The following is a 20,726-nucleotide window of genomic DNA, read 5'->3' on the forward strand; positions in this document are numbered from 1 at the left end:
TAATTATTGTCAGGTATTAATAATACCGTGCGAGGTTAGTTTAACCTCTATGTCAATGAACTTCTTTTTTTTCGCTAAAATATAAACGAAAAAGTAAGCGGATGCTTACTTTTTCTTGTGTCTATTTGCTCTAGCTCTTTTTTTTCTCTTGTGTGTAGAGATCTTTGCTCTCTTTCTTTTTTTACCACTTGGCATAATGTTCTGATTTTTTTAAACCTTTTAGGTTTAGGTTAATATTGTGTTACTTAACTGCTACTTTACTTTTTACACCTTCTGTAAAAGTTTTAGCCGGTTTAAAAGCTGGAATATTGTGAGCTGGAATTTTTATAGTTGTATTCTTAGAAATATTTCTACCTGTTTTCTCTGCTCTAGTTTTGATGATAAAACTACCAAAACCTCTTAAATAAACGTTATCGCCATTTTCTAATGCATCTTTAACTTCAGTCATGAATGCTTCTACAGTTGCTAATACATCTGTTTTTTCGATTCCTGATTTATCTGAAATTTTTGATACGATATCTGCTTTCGTCATGTCTCTATTTTTACTATATTTTAATTAATTTAATTCCAAAAATGCGGATGCAAATATATGATAATTAATCAATTCCAAAAATAATAATACCTAAAAATATATGAATAATATAATGTAATATTGCAAATTGATTTTTTAAAGATGAAGTTTTCTAACACATTAATATACTGGTACTTACAAAACGACAGAGATTTACCATGGCGTAAAACTAAAAATCCATACTTTATTTGGCTCTCAGAAATTATGCTACAGCAAACAAGAGTTGCCCAAGGTTTGGCATATTATCTTAAATTTACAGAGACATTTTCTACTGTTTTCGACCTTGCTAAAGCAGACGAAAGTACCGTTTTAAAAATGTGGCAAGGCCTAGGATATTACTCAAGAGCAAGAAACTTACATTTTTCTGCAAAACACATTGCAAATGAGTTAAATGGCGAGTTTCCGAAAACCTATTCAGAAATTATAAAACTAAAAGGAATTGGCGATTACACTGCTTCTGCAATTGCTTCTATTTGTTTTAACGAACCTACAGCTGTAGTAGATGGCAATGTCTATAGAGTACTCTCTAGATATTTTGGCATTCATACACCTATTAACTCATCTGCAGGAATCAAAGAATTTAAAACCCTAGCACAATCTTTGATAGACCCCTCTCAGCCCGGTAATTTTAATCAAGCAATTATGGATTTTGGTGCTCTTCTATGCAAACCACAAAATCCGTTATGCGACACCTGCCCTCTATCTGATAGCTGTGTTGCACTCGAAAAGAAAATAATAAAAGAGCTACCTGTAAAAGAAAAGAAAATTAAAGTAAGAAAACGCTTTTTTAATTATTTAGTTATCAAAACCGAAAACAATACAACTTTTATCGAAGAAAGAACTTCAAAAGGAATTTGGCAAGGACTGTATCAATTTCCTTTTATAGAAACCAATTCTAACATTGATCAAAAGGAACTTATAAATACCGAAGAGTTTAAAAAACTGTTTATAAACGAAACCACAATTTCATTATTTAATAAAAAAGTAATAGTACATAAATTATCTCATCAACACATAAATACTCAGTTTTGGGTTGTAAAAACTGAAAAACATCAATTCGCTACTACTTCTTGGAAAAAAATTAAAGAATTTCCGGTTCCTGTTTTAATTGCCAATTTTTTAGAAGAATATCTACAAAAAAGTAATTGATATTTTTAGTACATTTGATACTCATAATATAGTATATGGCAGCAGGCACAATAAATAAAGTAATTTTAATTGGTAATTTAGGAGACACTGTTAAAATGCATTATTTTGATGATAAAAATAGTGTTGGTCGGTTTCCGATTGCTACTAGCGAGAGTTACACCAATAAAACTACAGGAGAAAAAGTAACCACAACAGATTGGCATAATATTGTTGTAAGAAACAAATTGGCACAAATTTGTGAGAAATACTTAACAAAAGGTGATAAGGTGTATATTGAAGGTAAGCTAAAAAATCGCCAATGGGAACAAGATGGTATTAAAAGATATGCTACCGAAATTCATGTAAATGAAATGACCATGCTTAGCACCAAAAAGAATTCTACTACAGAAAACCAAAACTTACCAGAAGAACAAGTTAAAACTAGACTTGAGAATAATAATAGTTCTGAAATAAATAACGATTTACCATTTTAATTAATTTAAATTACAACAATTGGACACAGATCCCGAGTTTTTATTTGTTACCCTTATCAATTTACTAGACACAATTAATGGTATAGCACTAATAGTATTACTAATAAGTTCTGCTTTAGTATCTGGTACAGAAGTTGCTTTTTTTTCTCTTTCTCAAACAGATTTAAACGAACTTTCTAACAACGGAAAAGAACAAAATATCGTTGTAAATTTATTGGAAAAACCCAGAAAATTACTGGCCACAATTTTAATTACTAATAATTTTATTAATATTTTAATTGTCTTACTTTTTACCACCATAGCACAAACTATTTTTGGCGATTTTAATTATCAATTAAATCTGTACCTGTTTACGGTTCCTATTCGATTTTTACTAGAAGTAGTATTAGTAACGTTTTTAATTCTTTTGTTTGGAGAAGTTTTACCAAAAGTTTACGCCTCTAGAAACGCACTTTTGTTTTCTAAAAAAATGGCGAAACTAATACACATAATCAATTTTCTTTTAACACCATTTACCCTACCTTTAATAACACTTACTAAATGGTTCGAAAAAAAACTAGGGAGTAAAAACTCTAACTTTTCTGTCGAAACACTATCGCAAGCATTAGAGCTAACATCAGAAGGAGCAACTACAAAAGACGAGCAAAAAATACTAGAAGGTATTGTAAATTTCGGCAACACAGAAACCGTACAAATTATGAAACCGAGAATAGATATTTGTGCCATTTCTGATGAAGAAACATATGAAAATGTTTTAGAAAAAATTCTTAAAAACGGTTTTTCTAGAAACCCAGTTTACAAAGACAATATAGACAACATAACCGGTGTACTTTACGCTAAAGATTTATTAGCTCATTTAAACAAAGCAACCTTTAACTGGCAAAAACTAATAAGAGAACCTTTTTTTGTGCCAGAAAACAAAAAATTAGACGATTTATTAAGTGATTTTAGAGAAAAGAAAAACCACTTGGCAATAGTAGTCGATGAATACGGAGGCACAAGTGGTCTTGTAACCTTAGAAGATGTTATTGAAGAAATTGTTGGAGATATAAATGATGAGTTTGATGATGATGATGTTTCTTACTCTAAAATAGACGATAATAATTATATTTTTGAAGGTAAAACCTCTATCAAAGATTTTTGTAAAATTTTAGATGATGAAGATGAAGATATTTTCGAGGAAGAAAAAGGAGAAAGCGAGACACTTGCTGGCTTTATTTTAGAAATATCTAGAAAATTTCCGAAAAAAGGAGAAAAAATAAACTTTAAAAACTACACTTTTACAATAGAGTCTTTAGACAAAAAAAGAATTAAACAAATTAAAGCAACCAGAAATGCGTAAACTTATTTTGTTGTTCCTCTTTTTTAATATTATTAGTTGTAATAAAGATGTATTGCCAAAACCAAAAGCCTATCTAAGTCTAAACTATCCAGAAAAAGCGTACGAAAAACTAAGCCTAAAAAGACCCTATACTTTTGATGTACTAAACAATACTAAACTAATTAATGAAAGCAACAACTGGTTAAAAATAAAATACCCTTCATTAAAAGCGTCAATAGATATTACATACAGACCGGTAAAGAATAATTTAAAAGAACTTTTAACCGAAGCAGAAAAATTAGTCTTTAAACACGCTATTAAAGCCGATCAAATTATTCCTAAAGATTTTAATAATCGTAAAAATAAAGTTTACGGTAGTTTGTATCAAATTACTGGTAATGCTGCATCTCAAATTCAGTTCCATCTAACAGATAGCACACATAATTTTATAAAAGGGTCTCTCTATTTTTATGTAAAACCAAATTACGATTCAGTTTTACCCGCTGTAGATTATATTAAAAAAGATATTTTACGTTTGATAGAAACATTAGAATGGAAGAAAACAAACATCTAAAAAACGTATCATTACTATTACTTGCAACTCTTTTTATTAGCACATCTGGTGTGTTGGGTAAATATATTGCGTTATCGCCAGAAGTTATTATTTTTTGCAGAGCAACTATTGCAGCTGTCATTATGCTTCTTTTTTGTGTGATAAAAAAAATAAATATAAAAATTATCTCAAAAAAAGACTATACTCATTTTTTAATAAGTGGTTTTTTTATGGCAGCACACTGGGTTACTTACTTCTATGCCCTTAAACTTTCTAACGTAGCAATTGGCATGCTGTCTATGTTTACTTTTCCTGTAATTACAGCTTTGTTAGAACCACTTTTCTTTAACGTAAAAACTAATAAAACCCATCTATTTTTAGCAATTTTAGTTTTAATTGGCGTGTATGTGTTAGTCCCTAACCTGTCTTTAGAAAATAGTTATTTAAAAGGAATTTTATTCGGTATTTGTTCTGCATTTTGTTACGCTTTAAGAAATCTTATTTTAAAAAAACACGTAAAAAAGTATAACGGAAGTGCACTAATGCTTCATCAGATGATAATTGTTAGTATTCTATTAATTCCTGTTTTATTTTTTAGTGATTTTTCTAATCTAGAAAGTCAATTACCACTACTACTTTTAGTAGCGCTTTTAACAACTGCAATTGGCCACACGATGATGGTAAACTCATTAAAACATTTTTCGGTATCAACCGCAAGCATCATTGGCAGTATACAACCAATATTTGGTATTATTATAGCCTTTATTTTTGTAAAAGAAGTGCCTAGTATAAACACCTATATTGGTGGCGGCTTAATTTTAGCAACCGTAATTATAGAAAGCATACAAAGTAATAAGTAATTAAAATAATTCTTTATTGCTAATATCTAAGTAGTTACGCTTCACAAAGGCAAGAATAGTTTCTAGAATTTCACCCATATTATTACAATCTTTAAACTTTATATCTCCAACATATTGTATTAAATGATCTTTTAACTGTGCAATATTTTCTGGGGAAGAAATGGTATCTGCTTTCATGCATTTAATTAAACGAAGTGTTCTTCTTGGTGTGGTAATCATTCTTTTGGCCATGTAAGAACGCTCTTCTATTTTGTATTGTCTTATAGAATCGTTTTGTAATTTTTTACCCACCATTTCTATCATTTTAAAGTTTTCTTTCATAAACTGAAGGTTGTAAACTTTTAAATTTCCTTCAAAAGATTGTTGATCGAAATCTATGGCTCTAATTTTATAAATAATTTGATCAAAATCGTGTGTTGGTGTAATCACATAATTATAAGAACGCATATCGCCAAGTAATCTAACCAAGCAACGCTCTTTAAATTTTACAAACTCTTTGGCTATTTGCGACTTTTCTAACTCGGTACATTTTGGTAAAAAATCTCTAATAAAATCATCTCCTGGTATGCCAGCAATATGCTCTTCTATCAGAGTATCTTTATGAACCAAAAAATTAATGCTATGAGGAGATAAAATATGCTCTAATTCTAGCCCGTAAATTCGAGAAGCATCTGCTTTTTTTACATAAAAGTAAGTAAAGTTATCATTTAATATGTTACGTATTTTTATCCTAAAGGGTTTAGAATTTCCGAAAGTACAATAGTCTATTGCATCAACATTTAAAAAGGGAATGCTATCATCATTTCCATCGGAATGCAACCTAGCATATACTTTTTTTAAACTTGTATCTATTTCTTCTCTATCAGAATCAGAATAATAAGTTCTTACCCAAAGTGTGTCTTCGTCATTTTTATCATAGACCACAACAGAACCCTGAAAACGTAACAAGTCTTCATAATAGATAGAAATTTTTATAGTCCGTTTATAATTTTTTAGATACGCATTTAGCATTTCATTTACAGGAAATGCTGGTTTTTTTTTAGACATTAATTTTTTTTCTACCGCCATGATATAGGTTGATTTTACCTCAAAAATAAGGATAATTAATTAGACCAATTCAAACATTTTACCGGGTAAGGGTTTTGTAATCCCTTTTAATTCCATTTGTAAAAGCAAGCCAGATAATTGATAGATTGGTATATGGCATTCGAATGAAATAACATCTAATAATTGCGCTCCTTTTTGATGTAATAGATCAAAAATCTTTTGTTCATTACTGTTTAAATCTATAAAAAGTTGCTGCTGAATTTGTTTTGGTTTTTCTGTAAGATCCCAATTTAACATTTTTACAATATCTTCGGCAGAGTTTAAAATATGAGCTTTATTATACTTTATTAAATTATTACAGCCTTTGCTATAAATATCGGTAGTTCTGCCAGGCACCGCAAAAACATCTCTATGGTAAGAGTCTGCAATATCTGCAGTAACCAAAGAACCGCCTTTTGCCGCAGATTCTATAACAATTGTGGCCTTAGAAATACCTGCTACTATTCTGTTTCGCTTTAAAAAGTTTTCTCTTAAAGGCGCTTCATCATGCCAAAATTCAGTTAAAAAACCTCCATTTTCATTTACTTTATGAATATATTTTTTGTGAACTTTAGGATATATTTGATTGAATCCATGTGCCAAAACAGCGATTGTTTGTAAGTTATTATCTATGGCTGCTTTATGTGCACAAATATCTACACCGTAAGCAAAACCGCTAACAATAATAGGGTTGTAAATAGCTAAATCTTTTACCAACTGATTGCAAAACGTGCGGCCATAAGAACTAATATTACGAGTACCTACAATAGAAATTGTTTTCTGATTAGAAAAGTCTAAATTTCCGTCTTTAAATAATAAAATAGAGCTATCAAGACATTGCTGTAAGTTTTTAGGATAATTTTCATCTAAAAAATAAGAATAAGAAATATTATTTTCTGTTATATATTTATATTCTTTTTCTGCTAAAGTAATATTTAGAGGATCTAATAAGGTGTTTAAAACATGGCTGCCAATTCCATTAATTTTTAATAAATTAGATTGTTTTTCGGTAAAAATTTGACGTATATCTCCCACATTAACAATGAGTTTCTTTGCCAAGATATCTCCAATGCCTTTGCATTTTTGTAAACGTAAAATAGCAAGCAACTTTTCTGTGTCCAATAGCTAACAATTTGATTAACAATATATAAAAAATATGTTGATAATTTTTACAGAACTTTCTTTTATCAAACCCTAAAAAATATATATTTGTTATCATGATTTTAGCAAAATATATAACCGATTTACTTTACAGACACGATTGTGTAATTGTGCCAGATTTTGGAGGTTTTGTAACCAATAGAATTGGGTCTAAAATAGACAACGAAACCTTTAGTTTTACTGCACCTACAAAGCAAATTAGTTTTAATAGTTTGCTAAAACACAATGATGGTTTATTGGCAAACTATATTGCTGCAACAGAAAATATTTCTTTTGAAAAAGCAACAACAGCTATTTCTTTATCAGTAATAAAATGGCAAAACGAATTGCAATCAAAAGAAGTTACAATAGATAATTTAGGGAAATTAAAGCTATCTGCAACCAATAAGATAATTTTTGAACCTAATTTAAAGGTTAATTTTTTAACTAGTTCATTTGGTTTATCTGCTGTTACATCACCTGAAATAATTAGGACTAACAAAAAAATTATACCTCTTAATACAGTAAAAAGCAACAACGAAACTAAAAAGAGCTTACCAACTTTTATAAAAGTTGCTGCTACAGCTGCTATCTTATTAACGTTAAGCTATGCTGGTTACAATGGCTATCAAGTAAACAAGCAAACAGAAGCTTTAGCGTTACAAGAACAAGAAATTCAAAAAAAGATTCAATCTGCAACATTTGTTATTTCTAATCCTTTACCTACAATTTCTTTAAATGTTGCTAAAAAAACTGAAGAAAAATACCATGTTATTGCTGGAGCATTTCAAATAAAAGAAAACGCAGAAAAAAAGGTAAGTCAATTAATTTCTAAAGGATATAATGCTAAAATAATTGGCATTAACAATTGGGGACTTACCCAAGTTAGTTTTCACAGTTTTTCTGATAGAAATGAAGCTACAAATTTTCTTTATAGAATACAAAAAACAGTTTCTAAAGATGCTTGGCTTTTAATTAAAGACAAGTAAAACTACTTCTTTTTCTTTCTCTATTTAAATTGGTAAATTTTAATCTACTGATTGTTATCTTTGCAAAAAATTTTAATATGGAAGCCAAAACACCAAAAGAGTCTTTAACCGTACTTACAGACCTAGTTTTACCTGGTGAAACAAATTACTTAGACAACCTTTTTGGAGGAGAATTATTAGCTAGAATGGATAGAGCATGCAGTATTGCTGCCAGAAGACACTCTAGAAAAATTGTTGTAACAGCTTCTGTAAATCATGTTGCATTTAGCAAAGCAGTGCCTGTTGGTAGCGTTGTTACTGTAGAAGCAAAAGTCTCTAGAGCCTTTAAATCTTCTATGGAAATATATGTTGATGTATGGGTAGAAGATAGAAAATCGATGTCTAGAACAAAGGTAAATGAAGGTATTTATACTTTTGTTGCTGTTGACCAAGATGGTAAACCTGTAGAAGTGCCTCAAATAAAACCAGAGTCTAAACTAGAAATAACTCGTTTTAACGGTGCCTTAAGACGTAAACAGTTAAGCCTCGTTTTAGCAGGAAAATTATTACCTAATGAGGCAACAGAATTAAAAGCACTCTTTAACTAAATACATAAAAATGGATTTTTTAAACTATAAAATCATTTATACAATTGCAATTCTTGCAATTACAATGTTAATCAGATTAATGGTCACTAAATCGTTGAAAAAAATTCAACTTAAATTTGGTTTTCAAAAAGCCCGAATTTTAGTGATTACAAAAATAATATCAATCATAATTTATGGTTCGGCAACTATATTTATATCTTTAATTTGGGGAGTAGATGAGCAACAACTTTTAGTTTATATTTCTTCATTTTTAACAATTGTAGGTATTGCATTTTTTGCTCAATGGTCTATCTTATCTAACATAACCGCGGGTGTAATTTTATTTATAAACTACCCTGTTAAAATAGGAGACACTATAACTATCTTAGAAAAAGACAATAATGTAACAGGAGAAATCAAAGATATTAGCGCTTTTTTTATCACACTTAAAACACCCGAAAAAGAATTAATTACAATACCTAATTCGATTATTCTTCAAAAAAATATTAAATATCAAAGTCTCTAAAAGAACTATCTTTTTAAAATCCAATCTGCAGGGTTTAAACGTGTTGTATTTTTAAACAACACAAAAATAAGTTTGGTTTTATTAGATACTTTGTCTGTAAAAATTTGCCCTATTTTTTGACCCGTAGTCACAAAATCTCCTTTTTTTAATGAACTACTTTGCAAATTATTATATGAAGATATATAATTACCGTGTTGTATTAATACATTTTTTTTACCCTGTGCGGTAACTAAAACGTTTAAAACCGAACCGTTAAAAATAGCCAATGCATTATTACCTTGTTTGGTAACTATATGCAAGCCTGTTCCGTTAATTGTAATTCCTGGAAAAGTAGGATGCTTTTGTTGTCCAAATTTTCGAACCACAATTCCTTGATCTACTGGCCATGGTAATTTGCCTTTATTTAACTCGAAATTTGCAGCTAAAGCTTTTGCTTCTGGACTTAAAATAAATTCATTTTTAACTACTTTTTTACTTCCTGACTTTAACTTTTCTTTCGCAATTCTATTTGCTCTTGCAATTTCATCTCGAATAATTTTGTCTATTTTTTTTGTTACGCTAGCCTCTTCTTTAATTTTATTTTGAAGTTCCTTTTTATAAGAACTCTCCTTTTTCTTTATTGTAGTTATTAATTGCTCGTACTCTTTTTTATCTGCCTCAATCTCTTCTTTCTGATTTTTTTCTGATAAAACTAAAGTATCTTTTAAGCGTTTTTGCACTAACAAAGAATCATTAATTGCCTTAACCTCATTGGTTTTAACAAGTATTTCTTCGCCTTGTTTTTGCCTAAAAGAAGTATATTGTTTCATATACTCTAATCTTTTATACGCTTGGTAAAAGTTTTGAGATGATAATAAAAACATCATTCTACTTTGCTGAGATTTACTTTTGTAAGATTTAAAAATCATCTCTGCATAATCTGCCTTTAAAGCTTTTAACTTAGCCTCTAACTTTTTTACCGATGATTGATTGGCAGTAATTTCTTTTGACAAAAGTAATGCCTCTGCATTTATTATTGATATTAAACGAGCTCTCACAGCTATTTTTTTATCAATATCTTTTAAAGCATCTAATGCATTTTTTTCTTTCTTCTTAACCGAAAAAAGTAAATTATTTACCTGTACAATTTCTTTATTTAACTTTTTCCTTTGAGCTTCTAACTGTTTTCTAGTTTGACTAAAAACAGACAAAATACTTAAGAAAAAAACTATAATTGATATGTAAATTGGTTTAGTGCTCACTATAATTTAATTTTCTTATATCCGTTAGGTATTACAAACCGAGTATCAAAATCGGTATTGAATTCTACTGCTTTTAATGTAAAATTTAACTGACTAACAGTGCCTTTATTTTTAGCTGAAACATTTATTTTAGAAGGAAAAACAACATCTTTAAACAAACTATAAGAAGGGTAAAAAACATCTAACCTTTCTTTTTTATTAGCACTTAAAACTGTTTGTTTTTCTAACTTAAAATGACCCGGATTGATAAAAAAGAAAATGTCAAACAAACTATCTTGTACTTTAGGTGATAATACATACGCATTGTTTTCAATAAAAACTTCTTGTTTTTCATTGGTTACATCTAACAAAGATTGGCCTAAAAATAAATTTTGAAGCTGAAAAAAATCAATATCTACTCCTAGTATTTCTTTTAGCATCGAAAAATCTCCTTGAAAATACGTTTTATTTATTGGCGAGTAAAAACCAACACCTTCAGGAGTAATTTTCAACTTAAAAACGGTAATAAACTTTGTGCCCTTTAATAAAATAACATTGTCTTTTATCATTTTTAAATTGACAGAAATATTTTGCTTTAATTTACCATTATCAAAATCTGCTCTATACTTTGCTTCTAAAGATTTTTTCGAAAAATTTGCTGAAACATGTTTTTTAGCAACTTTCTTTGAAGAGTAATCTTTGGCAATGATTGTGTTATTAATCATTGTTTTTTTTGTTTTACAGGCTGTAAAAACAAATAGAAAAGCAATAAAATACTTTATAAACCTCATCTAAATTAATTCTGTGTAATCACCAATACTTACAGAGGTAAAATTACCATTATATGTTGCATAGTTACCAATCATTGCGTTGTCTAAATTTGCATTAGTAATTACAACGTTTGTTTGTATTAGAGAGTTTGTAATTGTAGTATTTTCAACACTACTATTAGCACCGATAGAAACATAAGGCCCAATTTTAGCGTTTTTTAAAAACACATTTTCACCAATGTAACAAGGTTGTATAATTTCAGAATTCTCTAAAACCACGTTGCTAGCAACTAAATTGTTACCAGCTTTATGTTCAAAGGCTAACACTTGTTTGTTGGTATCTACGGTTGGGTCTTTTTTACCACAATCCATCCAGGTACTTACAGTTCCTGGTATAAATTTTGCGCCGTCTTGTTTTAACGTTTCTAAAACATTTGTAAGTTGATACTCGTTATTTTCTTTTAAATCGTTGTCTATTAAATATTGAATCTCGTTTCTAACACGATCGCCATCTTTAAAATAATAAATTCCGATAATTGCCAAATCAGAGACAAAATCTTTGGGCTTTTCAACAAAATCTGTAATAATACCCTCTTCTAACTTTACTACTCCAAATGCACTAGGATCGGCTACTTGCTTTACCCAAATTGCGCCATCTGCATTTACATCTAACTTAAAATCTGCCTTAAACAAAGTATCTGCATAAGCAACCACACAAGGGCCACTTAAAGAATCTTTAGCGCAATAAAGTGCATGCGCTGTTCCTAAAGCTTCTTCTTGCACATAAACAGACCCTTTTGCACCTAACTCTTTTGCAATTTTTAAAAGACTTTGTTCTGTATTAGCAGGAAACCCTTTTTTAGCTGGGCCAATTATAAAAGCAATTTCTTCTATTTTCTCATCGATTACAGAGGCAATATCTTCTACCAATCTCTGTACAATTGGTTTGCCTGCAATTACGGTTAAAGGTTTTGGCACTGTTAAAGTATGTGGTCTTAAACGAGACCCAATACCTGCCATAGGGACTATTATCTTCATGTTTTCTTTATCATTAATTAAAGGTGCAATATACCATTAATAAAAATATTTTTAAAAAAATGAAGTCTCTAAAAATTTTGAGAAAATAATGCCCCAAATATGGGTCTAAAAAAATTAAATCATTTAAAAAAAGAAGTTAACGAGAGGGTTTTTTGTTTCTTTGTAAAAAATATAAAAAGTGAATTACTTATCAGTAGAAAATATCTCTAAAGCATACGGAGAACGCATTTTATTTGAAGACATTTCTTTTGGAATTAACAAAGACCAAAAAGTAGCTTTTGTTGCTAAAAACGGAAGCGGAAAAACTTCTATCTTAAATATTATTGCTGGATTAGATGTGCCAGATACAGGGCAAATTGTTAGTAGAAAAGGAATTTCTATAGCATATTTGGCGCAAAAAGACAATTTAGACATCAATTTAACCATTGAAGAAACCATTTTTGCGACAGACAACCCAATTCTTTCTATTGTAAATAGGTATGAAAAAGCACTTAAAAACCTAGACGATGTAGATGCTTACCAAAAAGCTTTTGAGCAAATGGAGCAATACAATGCCTGGGATTTTGAAACACAATACAAGCAAATTTTATCTAAATTAAAATTAGAAGATTTGTCTTTAAAAATCGGAAAACTATCTGGTGGACAAAGAAAAAGACTTTCGCTTGCCATCGTTTTAATTAACAAACCAGATCTTTTAATTTTAGATGAACCTACCAATCATTTAGATTTAGAAATGATAGAATGGTTAGAAGCTTTCTTTGCCAAAGAAAAAATAACTCTTTTTATGGTTACCCACGATCGTTATTTTTTAGAACGTGTTTGTAACGAAATTTTAGAGTTAGACGAAGGTAAAATATATAAATACAAAGGAAATTACTCATACTATCTTCAAAATAAAGAAGAGCGTTTAGCGCTAGAAGCAACCAATTTAAGTAAGGCCAAAAGTCTATTTAAAAAAGAATTAGATTGGATGCGCAAACAACCCAAAGCAAGAACTACAAAATCGAAATCTAGAACAGACGATTTTTACGCAATTAAAGAAAAAGCACACCAAAGAAGAAAAGACCATAAAGTTCAATTAGAAATTAATATGGAGCGTTTGGGAAGTAAAATTGTTGAACTTCATAAACTGCAAAAATCTTTTGGAGATAAAAAGATTTTAGAGGGCTTTGATTATGTTTTTAAACGCGGAGAACGCATTGGTATTATTGGTAAAAACGGAACAGGAAAATCTTCTTTTTTAAATATATTAACAGAAAAAAGCGATTTAGATGGCGGTAAAGTTGTAGTGGGCGAAACTGTAAAATTTGGTTACTACACACAAGCCGGAATACAAGTAAAAGAAGGTCAGAAAGTAATTGAAGTTGTAAAAGAGTTTGGAGAATTTATTCCGCTGTCTAAAGGTAGAAAAATATCTGCTTCGCAATTATTAGAACGTTTTTTATTTGACAAGAAGAAGCAATATGATTTTGTAGAAAAACTCTCTGGTGGCGAACAAAAACGCTTGTATTTATGTGCTGTTTTAATTCAAAATCCTAATTTCTTAATTTTAGATGAACCTACAAACGATCTAGATGTTGTAACTCTAAATGTTTTAGAAGAGTTTTTATTAGACTTCCCAGGAAACTTAATGGTAGTATCTCATGACCGTTATTTTATGGATAAAATTGTAGATTCTTTATTTGTGTTTAGAGGAGACGGTGTTGTAGAAAACTTTCCTGGAAACTACTCAGACTTTAGAGCTTATGATGCTTCTGCAGAAACACCTGTAGATGAAAAGAAAGTTATTGAAGTACCCGTAAAAAAAGAAGTCAAAAAAGAAAAAAAAGCAAGCTTATCCTTCAATGAAAAAAGAGAATTTGGGGCTTTAGAAGCAGAGATAGAAAGACTTCAAAAAAGGCAAGCAGCTATAGAAAAGCAATTTTTAAATGTAGAGATTAGTACTGAAGATATTCCAAAAAAATCTGAAGAATTACAATCTATAATTGCAGAAATAGAACAAAAAGAAGAACGTTGGCTAACGCTTTCTATGAAAGCAGAAGATTAGTCATTAACTTAGTAAAAGCTCTTTACACACTAATTATATCTTGCTCTTGTAGTAGCTCTTGGTTATTAAATTTTAATAAAACTTGTGCTACTGCAATAGTATCTTTTTCACAATAAGAAACTATTCTTTTGATGTTTTTTTCTTGGTAATAGACTTTTGCAACCTCGCTACCATCTATATCATCTTTAGGAGAAGGAATGCCTAAGATTGACGTAAGTAATTTTAAGGAAGTATAATGCTTGTAATCTCCAAATTTCCAAAGCTCTAAAGTATCTAAATGGGGAACTTCCCAAGGTTTTTTGCCAAATAAATTTAACTTATCTGGTAGTTGCACACCTTGTAAAATCATTCTTCTTGCAATAAAAGGGAAGTCGAATTCTTTACCATTATGCGCACAAAGAACATGAGCAGGTTTTGAAAAATGTTTTTCTAAAATAAGTTTAAAATCTACTAATAGTTTCTTTTCATCATCACCATAAAAAGAAGTTACTCTAAACTGAGTTTCTACAAAATACCCTACAGAAATGCATACTATTTTTCCAAACTCTGCCCAAATACCAGCACGTTCATAAAAATCTTCTGGTGTAATAGCCTCTTTGCGCTGATAGTTTGTTTTATTAGCAAAAAGTTCTTGTTTATCGTGTGATAAACCCGACCAGTTTTCAAATTCTGGAACAGTTTCTATATCTAAAAAGAGAATATTTTTAAACTTTATTTTAAGGTTCATTACTTTTTTTCTTTTGCTAAAACATAAAAGGTTGTACCAAGAATTTTAGGTTTCTCATAGAAACTATCTTTTTTTAACTGAAATCTTAAGTTGGTAAAGATAATTTTTACATTTATGCCTTCGAACTCTCTAATAAGAGTCATTTCATTTAACTCTTTTTGATTGTTATTGTTTTTTGATAAATCATTTATAAAACTTTCTAAATCGATAGAATAAACCTCAATTTTCTCATCTTTAAAAATATTTAGAACAGTACTTATATCATCAATTGAGAAATTGTAATTTCCTATTTTATCATTTTCTTTGTTTCTCTTATTAAAAAACAATCTTTTAAGAGAATCATACCCTTTTACATCGATAGTTTTTCCATCAAAATTAAAATTATAACTCTTATACTTTGATAATGGTAATTTATCGTCATTATTTTGAACTTCAATTTGAAAAGTATCTATGATTTTTTGAGACATGCCCCAAGACGATTTGTCCTTTTTAAAAGCAGTTATAGGATTAAAACCTATAATTGGCGCTACTTTTTCTAAGTGATTTCTTGTATATAAATACTTCGTAATATCTCTAAATTGATTTTTTTCGTGAAGTGCTACTTTAAATTCTTTTTCTTTAATAATATCAAAAGAGGTTTTAAAACGATTTAATTGACTTTTATTAGACACAGAAAACATTCCCCAAAATCCGACAGAAATTATCAAAAACAAAGAAATTAAACCCAACGGTAAAAAACGAATTTCCTTGCGTTTACTAATTAACATATATAGGGTTGTCGCTAAAATCCATAAAGAGAGGCAAAGCACTAAATATCTTTTTTCAGTAAAACCATATTCAGAAATTCTTCTAAAAATACCGATAAACAAAAGCACTATTAAAGGCAACAAAAAATAATAAAACCATGGAGAAAAATTATTTATTAACCTTGATTTTATGGTTTTCTGAACAGGATTAATTAATGTTTGAACAATAAAACCAATAAATGAAAGTGCAATTACTAGATAAGAAACCCAGCCTCTTGGAAGATTCCATTGCACAATAATTTTTAAAGAATATGCATATAAAATAACTAAATAAAGAATAATTAGAGGAATTAAAATAGATTTTACGAGTACCTCTAAAGGCTTTGAGAAATTTACTTTTGTGTCTGTATAAATATTTTTAGGGAAGTCTGATAAGTAAATCCAAGTATTTATAATCCCTAAACAAAATACAAACAATTGTAAATAGCGTTCGCTTTTTATCCTATAATCAAACAAATTTTCTACTGCCAAAAGAGCTAGAGCAATACCTGCGTAAATTATAATTGTAAAAAAACCACTTCTAAATATAGCAATGGCAATATTTTTTACATAATTAAAAAAACTATTCTTGTGCCAACGAAAAATAAATGGAGCTACAATAACAAAAATATGACCAATAACAATGTAAAGCCAAAATCTAATTTTAGAGCTATGGGCTAAATTTGTAATGTTCTGTTCTATTAAACTGTAATTAAAAAGTAATAACAGTAAAATGATAATAATGGAAATCCATTTTCTGTCTTTTTTAAATTGTTCTTCAAAAAAACGGGAGCTAATTAGCCAACTAACACCTAATGTAAAAGTCATTATTAACTTTTGATAGATAAGAATATTGAATAATTTTTTTTCGATAATAGCTATTGTAAAAATAGTTCCAATAATTACCCAAGTTAGTACTAATGGAAATCTTTTTAAAGACAATATTGCTTTGGATTTTATTTCTCCTAAGGTTGGTATGATTTTCAAGGCTTTATTTTTTTATTTTAAAGATACAAAAAAAGCTCCAAAATTTTGGAGCTTTATATTAAAATTAAAAAGAGTAAACTTATTTTACAACTAATTTTTTAGAAGCCTGTTTGCCGTCTTCTAGTACTCTTAACATGTAAATACCACTGTGTATTGAGGATACATCTATGGTAGCTTTTTCTCCGTAAAAACTAGTTTTTAAAACTTTTTTTCCTAATAAATTATAAATAACAACTTCTTTTTTAGTAGTAGAATTACTTGAAATTGTTAATTGATTCTTTGTTACCGGGTTAGGGTAAGATTTAAAACCTATGATATTATTTCTAGTATCAACAGAAGCAGTTGTATTTTTTACAAAAGATAAATCATCCCAATAAACAGTTGCTCCACTATAGGTTCTTAACTCAAAATAAAACCCTACAGCATTTGTAGGCGCTATTACTGTAACTTCGTACTTTGTCCAAGCACCACCGTTATTGTCAAAATAACTATTATTTGGTCCTCTAATCAAATCATCTGTGGCATCGTCTGAAATACTACCATTTGAACTATCTTTCCAATAAGACCAAATACGAATATCTGAACCATCTGCTTCAACAGCAACTTTATACCAAACTGTTATGGTGTAACTATCACCAGCAATAATACCACTAATCGTTTGGCCCAAATCTTTTGTACCACCAACATGTTTTGCAGAAAAAGAGCCTCCATGTTTTTCTGTTGCTTCCTTTGAGGTATTTTCTACCTTTGTCCAACTTGTCGGAGAGTTATCATCATCCCAATTCTCAAAATCTCCGTTTAAAAGCATCTCTTGTCCAGAAGACGAAATACCAAAACAAAATAGCACCAATAATGTAATAACGTAATTTTTTTTCATAGCATTTGATTTAAAATTCGTCTTAACATAAGGTTTTATTTTTAGGTTTTAGTATTAATTAACTAGTAATCAATAATTAAAAATACAACATAAGCTTATAGTTAACTAAACGTTAAGTAACTGTGTCTAAAAATTAAATGATTGTTAAGTGAAGTGTTTGTTATAGAATAATCATTATTTTTGAATTAAACTTTGTAGATTACATTATGAATAAAAGCGATATTAAAATTTTATTAGTAGATGATGAACCAGACATCTTAGAAATTATTGGCTACAATCTTAAAAACGAAGGATACCAAGTTTTTACTGCCAATAACGGACAAGAAGCTATTAAATCTGCTAAAAAAAATACTCCCCATTTAATTCTGTTAGACATCATGATGCCTGAAATGGACGGTATTGAAGCCTGTGAAAAGATTAGAAAAATAAGCACTCTAGAAAATGTAATTATTTCATTTTTAACGGCAAGAGGCGAAGATTATTCGCAAGTTGCAGGTTTTGAAGCCGGTGCAGATGATTATATTACAAAGCCTATAAAACCGAAAGTATTAGTAAGCAAAATAAAATCGCTTTTAAGAAGGTTAAAATCTGAAGAACAGCATGAAGAAGCCTTTAAAATTGGAGATATAGTAATTGACAGAGAAGAATATGTAGTGTACAAAGCAGGTGTTAAAATTTCTTTACCTAGAAAAGAATTCGAACTTTTTTCTTTACTAACTTCTAAACCTGGTAAAGTTTTTAAAAGAGAAGTAATTTTAGATACTGTTTGGGGAAATGAAGTAGTTGTAGGCGGCAGAACTATAGATGTACACATACGAAAGTTACGAGAAAAAATTGGAGATCATCATTTTAAAACAGTAAAAGGTGTAGGTTACAAGTTTATAATTGAAGAAACAGACAAGTAACAAAGCCCTTTATGAAGTTAAAAAAAACATATTCTTACGCACTTTGGTCTGCAATCTACCTAACACTATTATCTGTTTTAATAGCAACAATTGCATACTTTTTTATTATTGAACACTTAGGAGTTAGCACTGTAATAATTTCTATTATTGTACTTTTTTTAATTTCCTTTTTTATCATACAATACAGGGCAGAACACTTTATTTACAGAAGATTAAAAAAAATATACGAAGAAGTTTCTATCTTAAATGTAGAGGATCTAAAAAAAGATTCTGTTACCACAGATATTGACAAACTTTCTAAAAGAATGCAAAAGTTTGTAGAAGGTAAACGATTAGAAATTAAAAGTTTAACCGAAAGAGATTCTTTTAGAAGAGATTTTTTAGGAAATCTTGCTCATGAATTAAAAACACCTTTATTTACAGTACAAGGCTATATTTTAACTCTTTTAGAAGGTGCTGTAGATGATAAAAACATTAGACTAAAATACCTAGACAGAGCAAACAAAGGGGTTGAAAGGTTAGTTGCCGTAACCAAAGATTTAGACATGATTGCCAAATTAGAAACCGATGGCTTAAAACTAAATAAAGAGGTGTTTAATATTTTAGAAATCGTGCAAAATGTATTTGATTTGCTAGAAATGAAGGCAAAAAAAAGAAACATTACGCTAAAATTTGATAGAGTACATGAGTTTCCATTTTTTGTAAAAGGAGATATTGAAAAGATAGAACAGGTGCTTATAAATTTGGTTGTAAACTCTATAAAATATGGCAAACCAAACGGAACTACAATTGTATCTGTAGACAACTACAACGAAAATAAATTTATAATTCGTGTTATTGATAACGGAGAAGGAATAAAACAACAACATTTACCTCGTTTGTTCGAACGGTTTTATAGAGTAGACCAAAGTAGGTCTAGAGAGCAAGGTGGCTCTGGACTTGGTTTATCTATTGTAAAACATATTGTAGAGGCACACAACCAAAATGTTCTTTTAAAAAGTGTTTTTAATGAAGGTTCAGAATTTTCATTTACCATGAAAAAGGCCAAATAAAACGCTATCTAAAGTATGTGATTGTGCGCTTAGGCCTTTGTATGCTGCTATTTGATCTAGCTTTTCTGCGGTAAAATCTATAAGATTACTAAATGGAGCTGTCTTATTTTTGTATAGGTAAGTCGCCAAATATTCTTGCTCTTCTTGGTTTTTTGTTGGTATAAAAAATACTTTTTTTTCTAGAACTGCCAAATCCATTATTGAGGTATAACCCGATCTACACACCACTACTTTACTTGAATTGATAAAACTTTCTAGCTCTGCTGATAACACATAATTGTAAAACGTACAATTGTTTTCTTTCCATTTTTTCTGATGTTTTTCTACTATACCCAACACAAAAACTATGTTTCTTGTATCGTTTTTAAACTCTGAAATTAATTTTTTCTCAAAATTTGTTCTACTGGGTTCTGGTCCAGAAATAATAACCAAAACATCAATAACTTCTGGTAATTCTTGTTTTGTAAATCTACTTAAAACTCCTATAAATTTTTGATTTAATGGTTGATTAGATATGGATAATTTTCCAGAAAATTCTGAATTTAATTGATCTGGCACCCAACATTCATCGAATTTTTTAATAATGATCTGATGAATTTTACTGGTTAACATAGAGGTGAATCCGCTTAAAACATTTAATTGATGCGTTATATAAACAGAAGGTATTGTATTATTTCTAACGCCAAATCTATTATCTGAAATAAGACCAACTACGTCTTTATTAGCTGCTAGAAAGTGTTTGATAACTGCGTGTTCTTGCTGAACTGCTTTTATAATTTTTGGCAATTGTAACAGCAAACTTAGTTTTAAGTTTTTACCATATGTAATATTATAAGAAGGTAATAAAATAGTTTCTAGCGTTGGAAATTCTTGTTTTAAAAATTCTAACGCATTACCGTCTGAAGCTATTATTGGTGTAAATTTCTCTGAAATTAATGCATTGATAATCGGGATGCATCTTGTAGCATGACCAAGCCCCCAATTTAAAGGTGCGATAATTATTTTTTTGGAGGTAGTTGTCATTTTTCAGGTTGATTATTAGCTACCAAGTTTATACATAATAAATTAAATATTAAGACACTCA

At 29.4% G+C, this 20,726-nt stretch carries 21 protein-coding genes; 11 read left to right on the top strand and 10 right to left on the bottom strand.

The features are described from left to right. Nucleotides 1–241 precede the first annotated feature (241 nt). A complete protein-coding gene (locus Q0678_RS03815; protein WP_087521132.1) occupies nt 242–532 on the bottom strand; it encodes an HU family DNA-binding protein in 291 nt (96 codons plus the stop codon). Between the two features lie 141 nt (nt 533–673). Between Q0678_RS03815 and mutY the strand changes: the two genes are divergently transcribed. Genes mutY through Q0678_RS03840 form a run of 5 tightly spaced genes read left to right on the top strand, consistent with a single transcriptional unit; the run spans nt 674 to nt 4,927 of the window. After that, a complete protein-coding gene (gene mutY / locus Q0678_RS03820) occupies nt 674–1,720 on the top strand; it encodes an A/G-specific adenine glycosylase (RefSeq protein ID WP_299054155.1) in 1,047 nt (348 codons plus the stop codon). 35 nt (nt 1,721–1,755) lie between these two features. After that, on the top strand, nt 1,756–2,193 hold the full coding sequence (locus Q0678_RS03825) for a single-stranded DNA-binding protein (protein WP_299054158.1): 438 nt from the start codon (nt 1,756–1,758) through the stop codon (nt 2,191–2,193). Nucleotides 2,194–2,212: 19 nt separating this feature from the next. Then, nucleotides 2,213–3,535: a gliding motility-associated protein GldE gene (gene gldE / locus Q0678_RS03830; RefSeq protein ID WP_299054161.1), complete on the top strand. Its 1,323-nt coding sequence runs from the start codon at nt 2,213–2,215 to the stop codon at nt 3,533–3,535. Further along, a complete protein-coding gene (gldD, locus tag Q0678_RS03835; RefSeq protein WP_299054164.1) occupies nt 3,528–4,088 on the top strand; it encodes a gliding motility lipoprotein GldD in 561 nt (186 codons plus the stop codon). Before gldE ends, gldD begins: the two co-directional genes overlap by 8 nt. After that, entirely contained in the window at nt 4,067–4,927 is an 861-nt protein-coding gene (locus Q0678_RS03840) for a DMT family transporter (protein ID WP_299054167.1), read from the top strand. Before gldD ends, Q0678_RS03840 begins: the two co-directional genes overlap by 22 nt. Here Q0678_RS03840 and Q0678_RS03845 read toward each other — a convergent pair whose 3' ends face one another. Further along, on the bottom strand, nt 4,928–5,995 hold the full coding sequence (locus Q0678_RS03845; protein ID WP_299054170.1) for a hypothetical protein: 1,068 nt from the start codon (nt 5,993–5,995) through the stop codon (nt 4,928–4,930). 39 nt (nt 5,996–6,034) lie between these two features. Further along, nucleotides 6,035–7,135: a DNA-processing protein DprA gene (dprA, locus tag Q0678_RS03850; protein WP_299054173.1), complete on the bottom strand. Its 1,101-nt coding sequence runs from the start codon at nt 7,133–7,135 to the stop codon at nt 6,035–6,037. A 95-nt stretch (nt 7,136–7,230) separates the two neighbouring features. On the opposite strand from dprA, the gene Q0678_RS03855 reads away from it, so the two are divergent. The 3 genes from Q0678_RS03855 to Q0678_RS03865 all read left to right on the top strand — a co-directional run bounded on the left by Q0678_RS03855 (nt 7,231) and on the right by Q0678_RS03865 (nt 9,234). Further along, the gene (locus Q0678_RS03855; protein ID WP_299054176.1) at nt 7,231–8,142 is read left to right on the top strand and encodes an SPOR domain-containing protein; all 912 of its coding nucleotides are present in this window, start codon (nt 7,231–7,233) and stop codon (nt 8,140–8,142) included. A gap of 77 nt (nt 8,143–8,219) precedes the next feature. Then, a complete protein-coding gene (locus Q0678_RS03860) occupies nt 8,220–8,729 on the top strand; it encodes an acyl-CoA thioesterase (RefSeq protein ID WP_299054179.1) in 510 nt (169 codons plus the stop codon). 10 nt (nt 8,730–8,739) lie between these two features. Next, on the top strand, nt 8,740–9,234 hold the full coding sequence (locus Q0678_RS03865; protein ID WP_299054182.1) for a mechanosensitive ion channel domain-containing protein: 495 nt from the start codon (nt 8,740–8,742) through the stop codon (nt 9,232–9,234). A 5-nt stretch (nt 9,235–9,239) separates the two neighbouring features. Here Q0678_RS03865 and Q0678_RS03870 read toward each other — a convergent pair whose 3' ends face one another. From Q0678_RS03870 to Q0678_RS03880, 3 genes are all read right to left on the bottom strand, one after another. Next, the gene (locus Q0678_RS03870; RefSeq protein ID WP_299054185.1) at nt 9,240–10,475 is read right to left on the bottom strand and encodes a peptidoglycan DD-metalloendopeptidase family protein; all 1,236 of its coding nucleotides are present in this window, start codon (nt 10,473–10,475) and stop codon (nt 9,240–9,242) included. Further along, the gene (locus tag Q0678_RS03875; protein WP_299054188.1) at nt 10,475–11,179 is read right to left on the bottom strand and encodes a DUF4292 domain-containing protein; all 705 of its coding nucleotides are present in this window, start codon (nt 11,177–11,179) and stop codon (nt 10,475–10,477) included. The genes Q0678_RS03870 and Q0678_RS03875 overlap by 1 nt, the downstream gene beginning before the upstream one ends. A gap of 66 nt (nt 11,180–11,245) precedes the next feature. After that, a complete protein-coding gene (locus Q0678_RS03880) occupies nt 11,246–12,262 on the bottom strand; it encodes a sugar phosphate nucleotidyltransferase (RefSeq protein ID WP_299054191.1) in 1,017 nt (338 codons plus the stop codon). Between the two features lie 178 nt (nt 12,263–12,440). Here Q0678_RS03880 and Q0678_RS03885 point away from each other — a divergent pair, with 178 nt between their 5' ends. Then, nucleotides 12,441–14,309 (top strand): ABC-F family ATP-binding cassette domain-containing protein, encoded by a 1,869-nt coding sequence (locus Q0678_RS03885; protein ID WP_299054194.1) that lies wholly within the window; start codon nt 12,441–12,443, stop codon nt 14,307–14,309. 22 nt (nt 14,310–14,331) lie between these two features. On the opposite strand, the gene Q0678_RS03890 is transcribed toward Q0678_RS03885, so the two are convergent. The 3 genes from Q0678_RS03890 to Q0678_RS03900 all read right to left on the bottom strand — a co-directional run bounded on the left by Q0678_RS03890 (nt 14,332) and on the right by Q0678_RS03900 (nt 17,685). Continuing rightward, nucleotides 14,332–15,036, bottom strand: a complete 705-nt coding sequence (locus Q0678_RS03890; protein ID WP_299054197.1) for a 3'-5' exonuclease — start codon at nt 15,034–15,036, stop codon at nt 14,332–14,334. Then, nucleotides 15,036–16,808 (bottom strand): DUF4153 domain-containing protein, encoded by a 1,773-nt coding sequence (locus tag Q0678_RS03895; protein WP_299054200.1) that lies wholly within the window; start codon nt 16,806–16,808, stop codon nt 15,036–15,038. The genes Q0678_RS03890 and Q0678_RS03895 overlap by 1 nt, the downstream gene beginning before the upstream one ends. Nucleotides 16,809–16,887: 79 nt before the next feature. Then, nucleotides 16,888–17,685 carry a T9SS type A sorting domain-containing protein gene (locus tag Q0678_RS03900; protein ID WP_299054203.1) on the bottom strand — a complete coding sequence of 266 codons (798 nt, stop codon included), beginning with the start codon at nt 17,683–17,685 and terminating at the stop codon, nt 16,888–16,890. 206 nt (nt 17,686–17,891) lie between these two features. Here Q0678_RS03900 and Q0678_RS03905 point away from each other — a divergent pair, with 206 nt between their 5' ends. Next, nucleotides 17,892–18,590 (top strand): response regulator transcription factor, encoded by a 699-nt coding sequence (locus tag Q0678_RS03905; RefSeq protein WP_299054206.1) that lies wholly within the window; start codon nt 17,892–17,894, stop codon nt 18,588–18,590. 11 nt (nt 18,591–18,601) lie between these two features. Continuing rightward, nucleotides 18,602–19,642 (top strand): ATP-binding protein, encoded by a 1,041-nt coding sequence (locus tag Q0678_RS03910; protein ID WP_299054209.1) that lies wholly within the window; start codon nt 18,602–18,604, stop codon nt 19,640–19,642. Here the strand turns inward: Q0678_RS03910 and Q0678_RS03915 are convergent. Beyond that, entirely contained in the window at nt 19,616–20,665 is a 1,050-nt protein-coding gene (locus Q0678_RS03915; RefSeq protein WP_299054212.1) for a glycosyltransferase, read from the bottom strand. The two genes, Q0678_RS03910 and Q0678_RS03915, sit on opposite strands and share 27 nt — an antisense overlap. Between the last annotated feature and the right edge of the window lie 61 nt (nt 20,666–20,726).

It is taken from the genome of uncultured Polaribacter sp., assembly GCF_947497125.1.
Classification (GTDB): Bacteria; Bacteroidota; Bacteroidia; order Flavobacteriales; family Flavobacteriaceae; genus Polaribacter.

Excerpts from the sequence above, each read along its gene's own strand:
- Q0678_RS03845 (WP_299054170.1), bottom strand. The coding sequence starts at position 5,995 with ATGGCGGTAGAAAAAAAATTAATGTCTAAAAAAAAACCAGCATTTCCT.
- gldD (WP_299054164.1), top strand. The coding sequence starts at position 3,528 with ATGCGTAAACTTATTTTGTTGTTCCTCTTTTTTAATATTATTAGTTGT.
- Q0678_RS03915 (WP_299054212.1), bottom strand. The coding sequence starts at position 20,665 with ATGACAACTACCTCCAAAAAAATAATTATCGCACCTTTAAATTGGGGG.
- Q0678_RS03875 (WP_299054188.1), bottom strand. The coding sequence starts at position 11,179 with ATGATTAATAACACAATCATTGCCAAAGATTACTCTTCAAAGAAAGTT.
- Q0678_RS03900 (WP_299054203.1), bottom strand. The coding sequence starts at position 17,685 with ATGAAAAAAAATTACGTTATTACATTATTGGTGCTATTTTGTTTTGGT.
- Q0678_RS03905 (WP_299054206.1), top strand. The coding sequence starts at position 17,892 with ATGAATAAAAGCGATATTAAAATTTTATTAGTAGATGATGAACCAGAC.
- Q0678_RS03825 (WP_299054158.1), top strand. The coding sequence starts at position 1,756 with ATGGCAGCAGGCACAATAAATAAAGTAATTTTAATTGGTAATTTAGGA.
- Q0678_RS03840 (WP_299054167.1), top strand. The coding sequence starts at position 4,067 with ATGGAAGAAAACAAACATCTAAAAAACGTATCATTACTATTACTTGCA.
- Q0678_RS03880 (WP_299054191.1), bottom strand. The coding sequence starts at position 12,262 with ATGAAGATAATAGTCCCTATGGCAGGTATTGGGTCTCGTTTAAGACCA.
- Q0678_RS03910 (WP_299054209.1), top strand. The coding sequence starts at position 18,602 with ATGAAGTTAAAAAAAACATATTCTTACGCACTTTGGTCTGCAATCTAC.
- mutY (WP_299054155.1), top strand. The coding sequence starts at position 674 with ATGAAGTTTTCTAACACATTAATATACTGGTACTTACAAAACGACAGA.
- Q0678_RS03860 (WP_299054179.1), top strand. The coding sequence starts at position 8,220 with ATGGAAGCCAAAACACCAAAAGAGTCTTTAACCGTACTTACAGACCTA.
- Q0678_RS03855 (WP_299054176.1), top strand. The coding sequence starts at position 7,231 with ATGATTTTAGCAAAATATATAACCGATTTACTTTACAGACACGATTGT.
- Q0678_RS03815 (WP_087521132.1), bottom strand. The coding sequence starts at position 532 with ATGACGAAAGCAGATATCGTATCAAAAATTTCAGATAAATCAGGAATC.
- Q0678_RS03890 (WP_299054197.1), bottom strand. The coding sequence starts at position 15,036 with ATGAACCTTAAAATAAAGTTTAAAAATATTCTCTTTTTAGATATAGAA.
- Q0678_RS03865 (WP_299054182.1), top strand. The coding sequence starts at position 8,740 with ATGGATTTTTTAAACTATAAAATCATTTATACAATTGCAATTCTTGCA.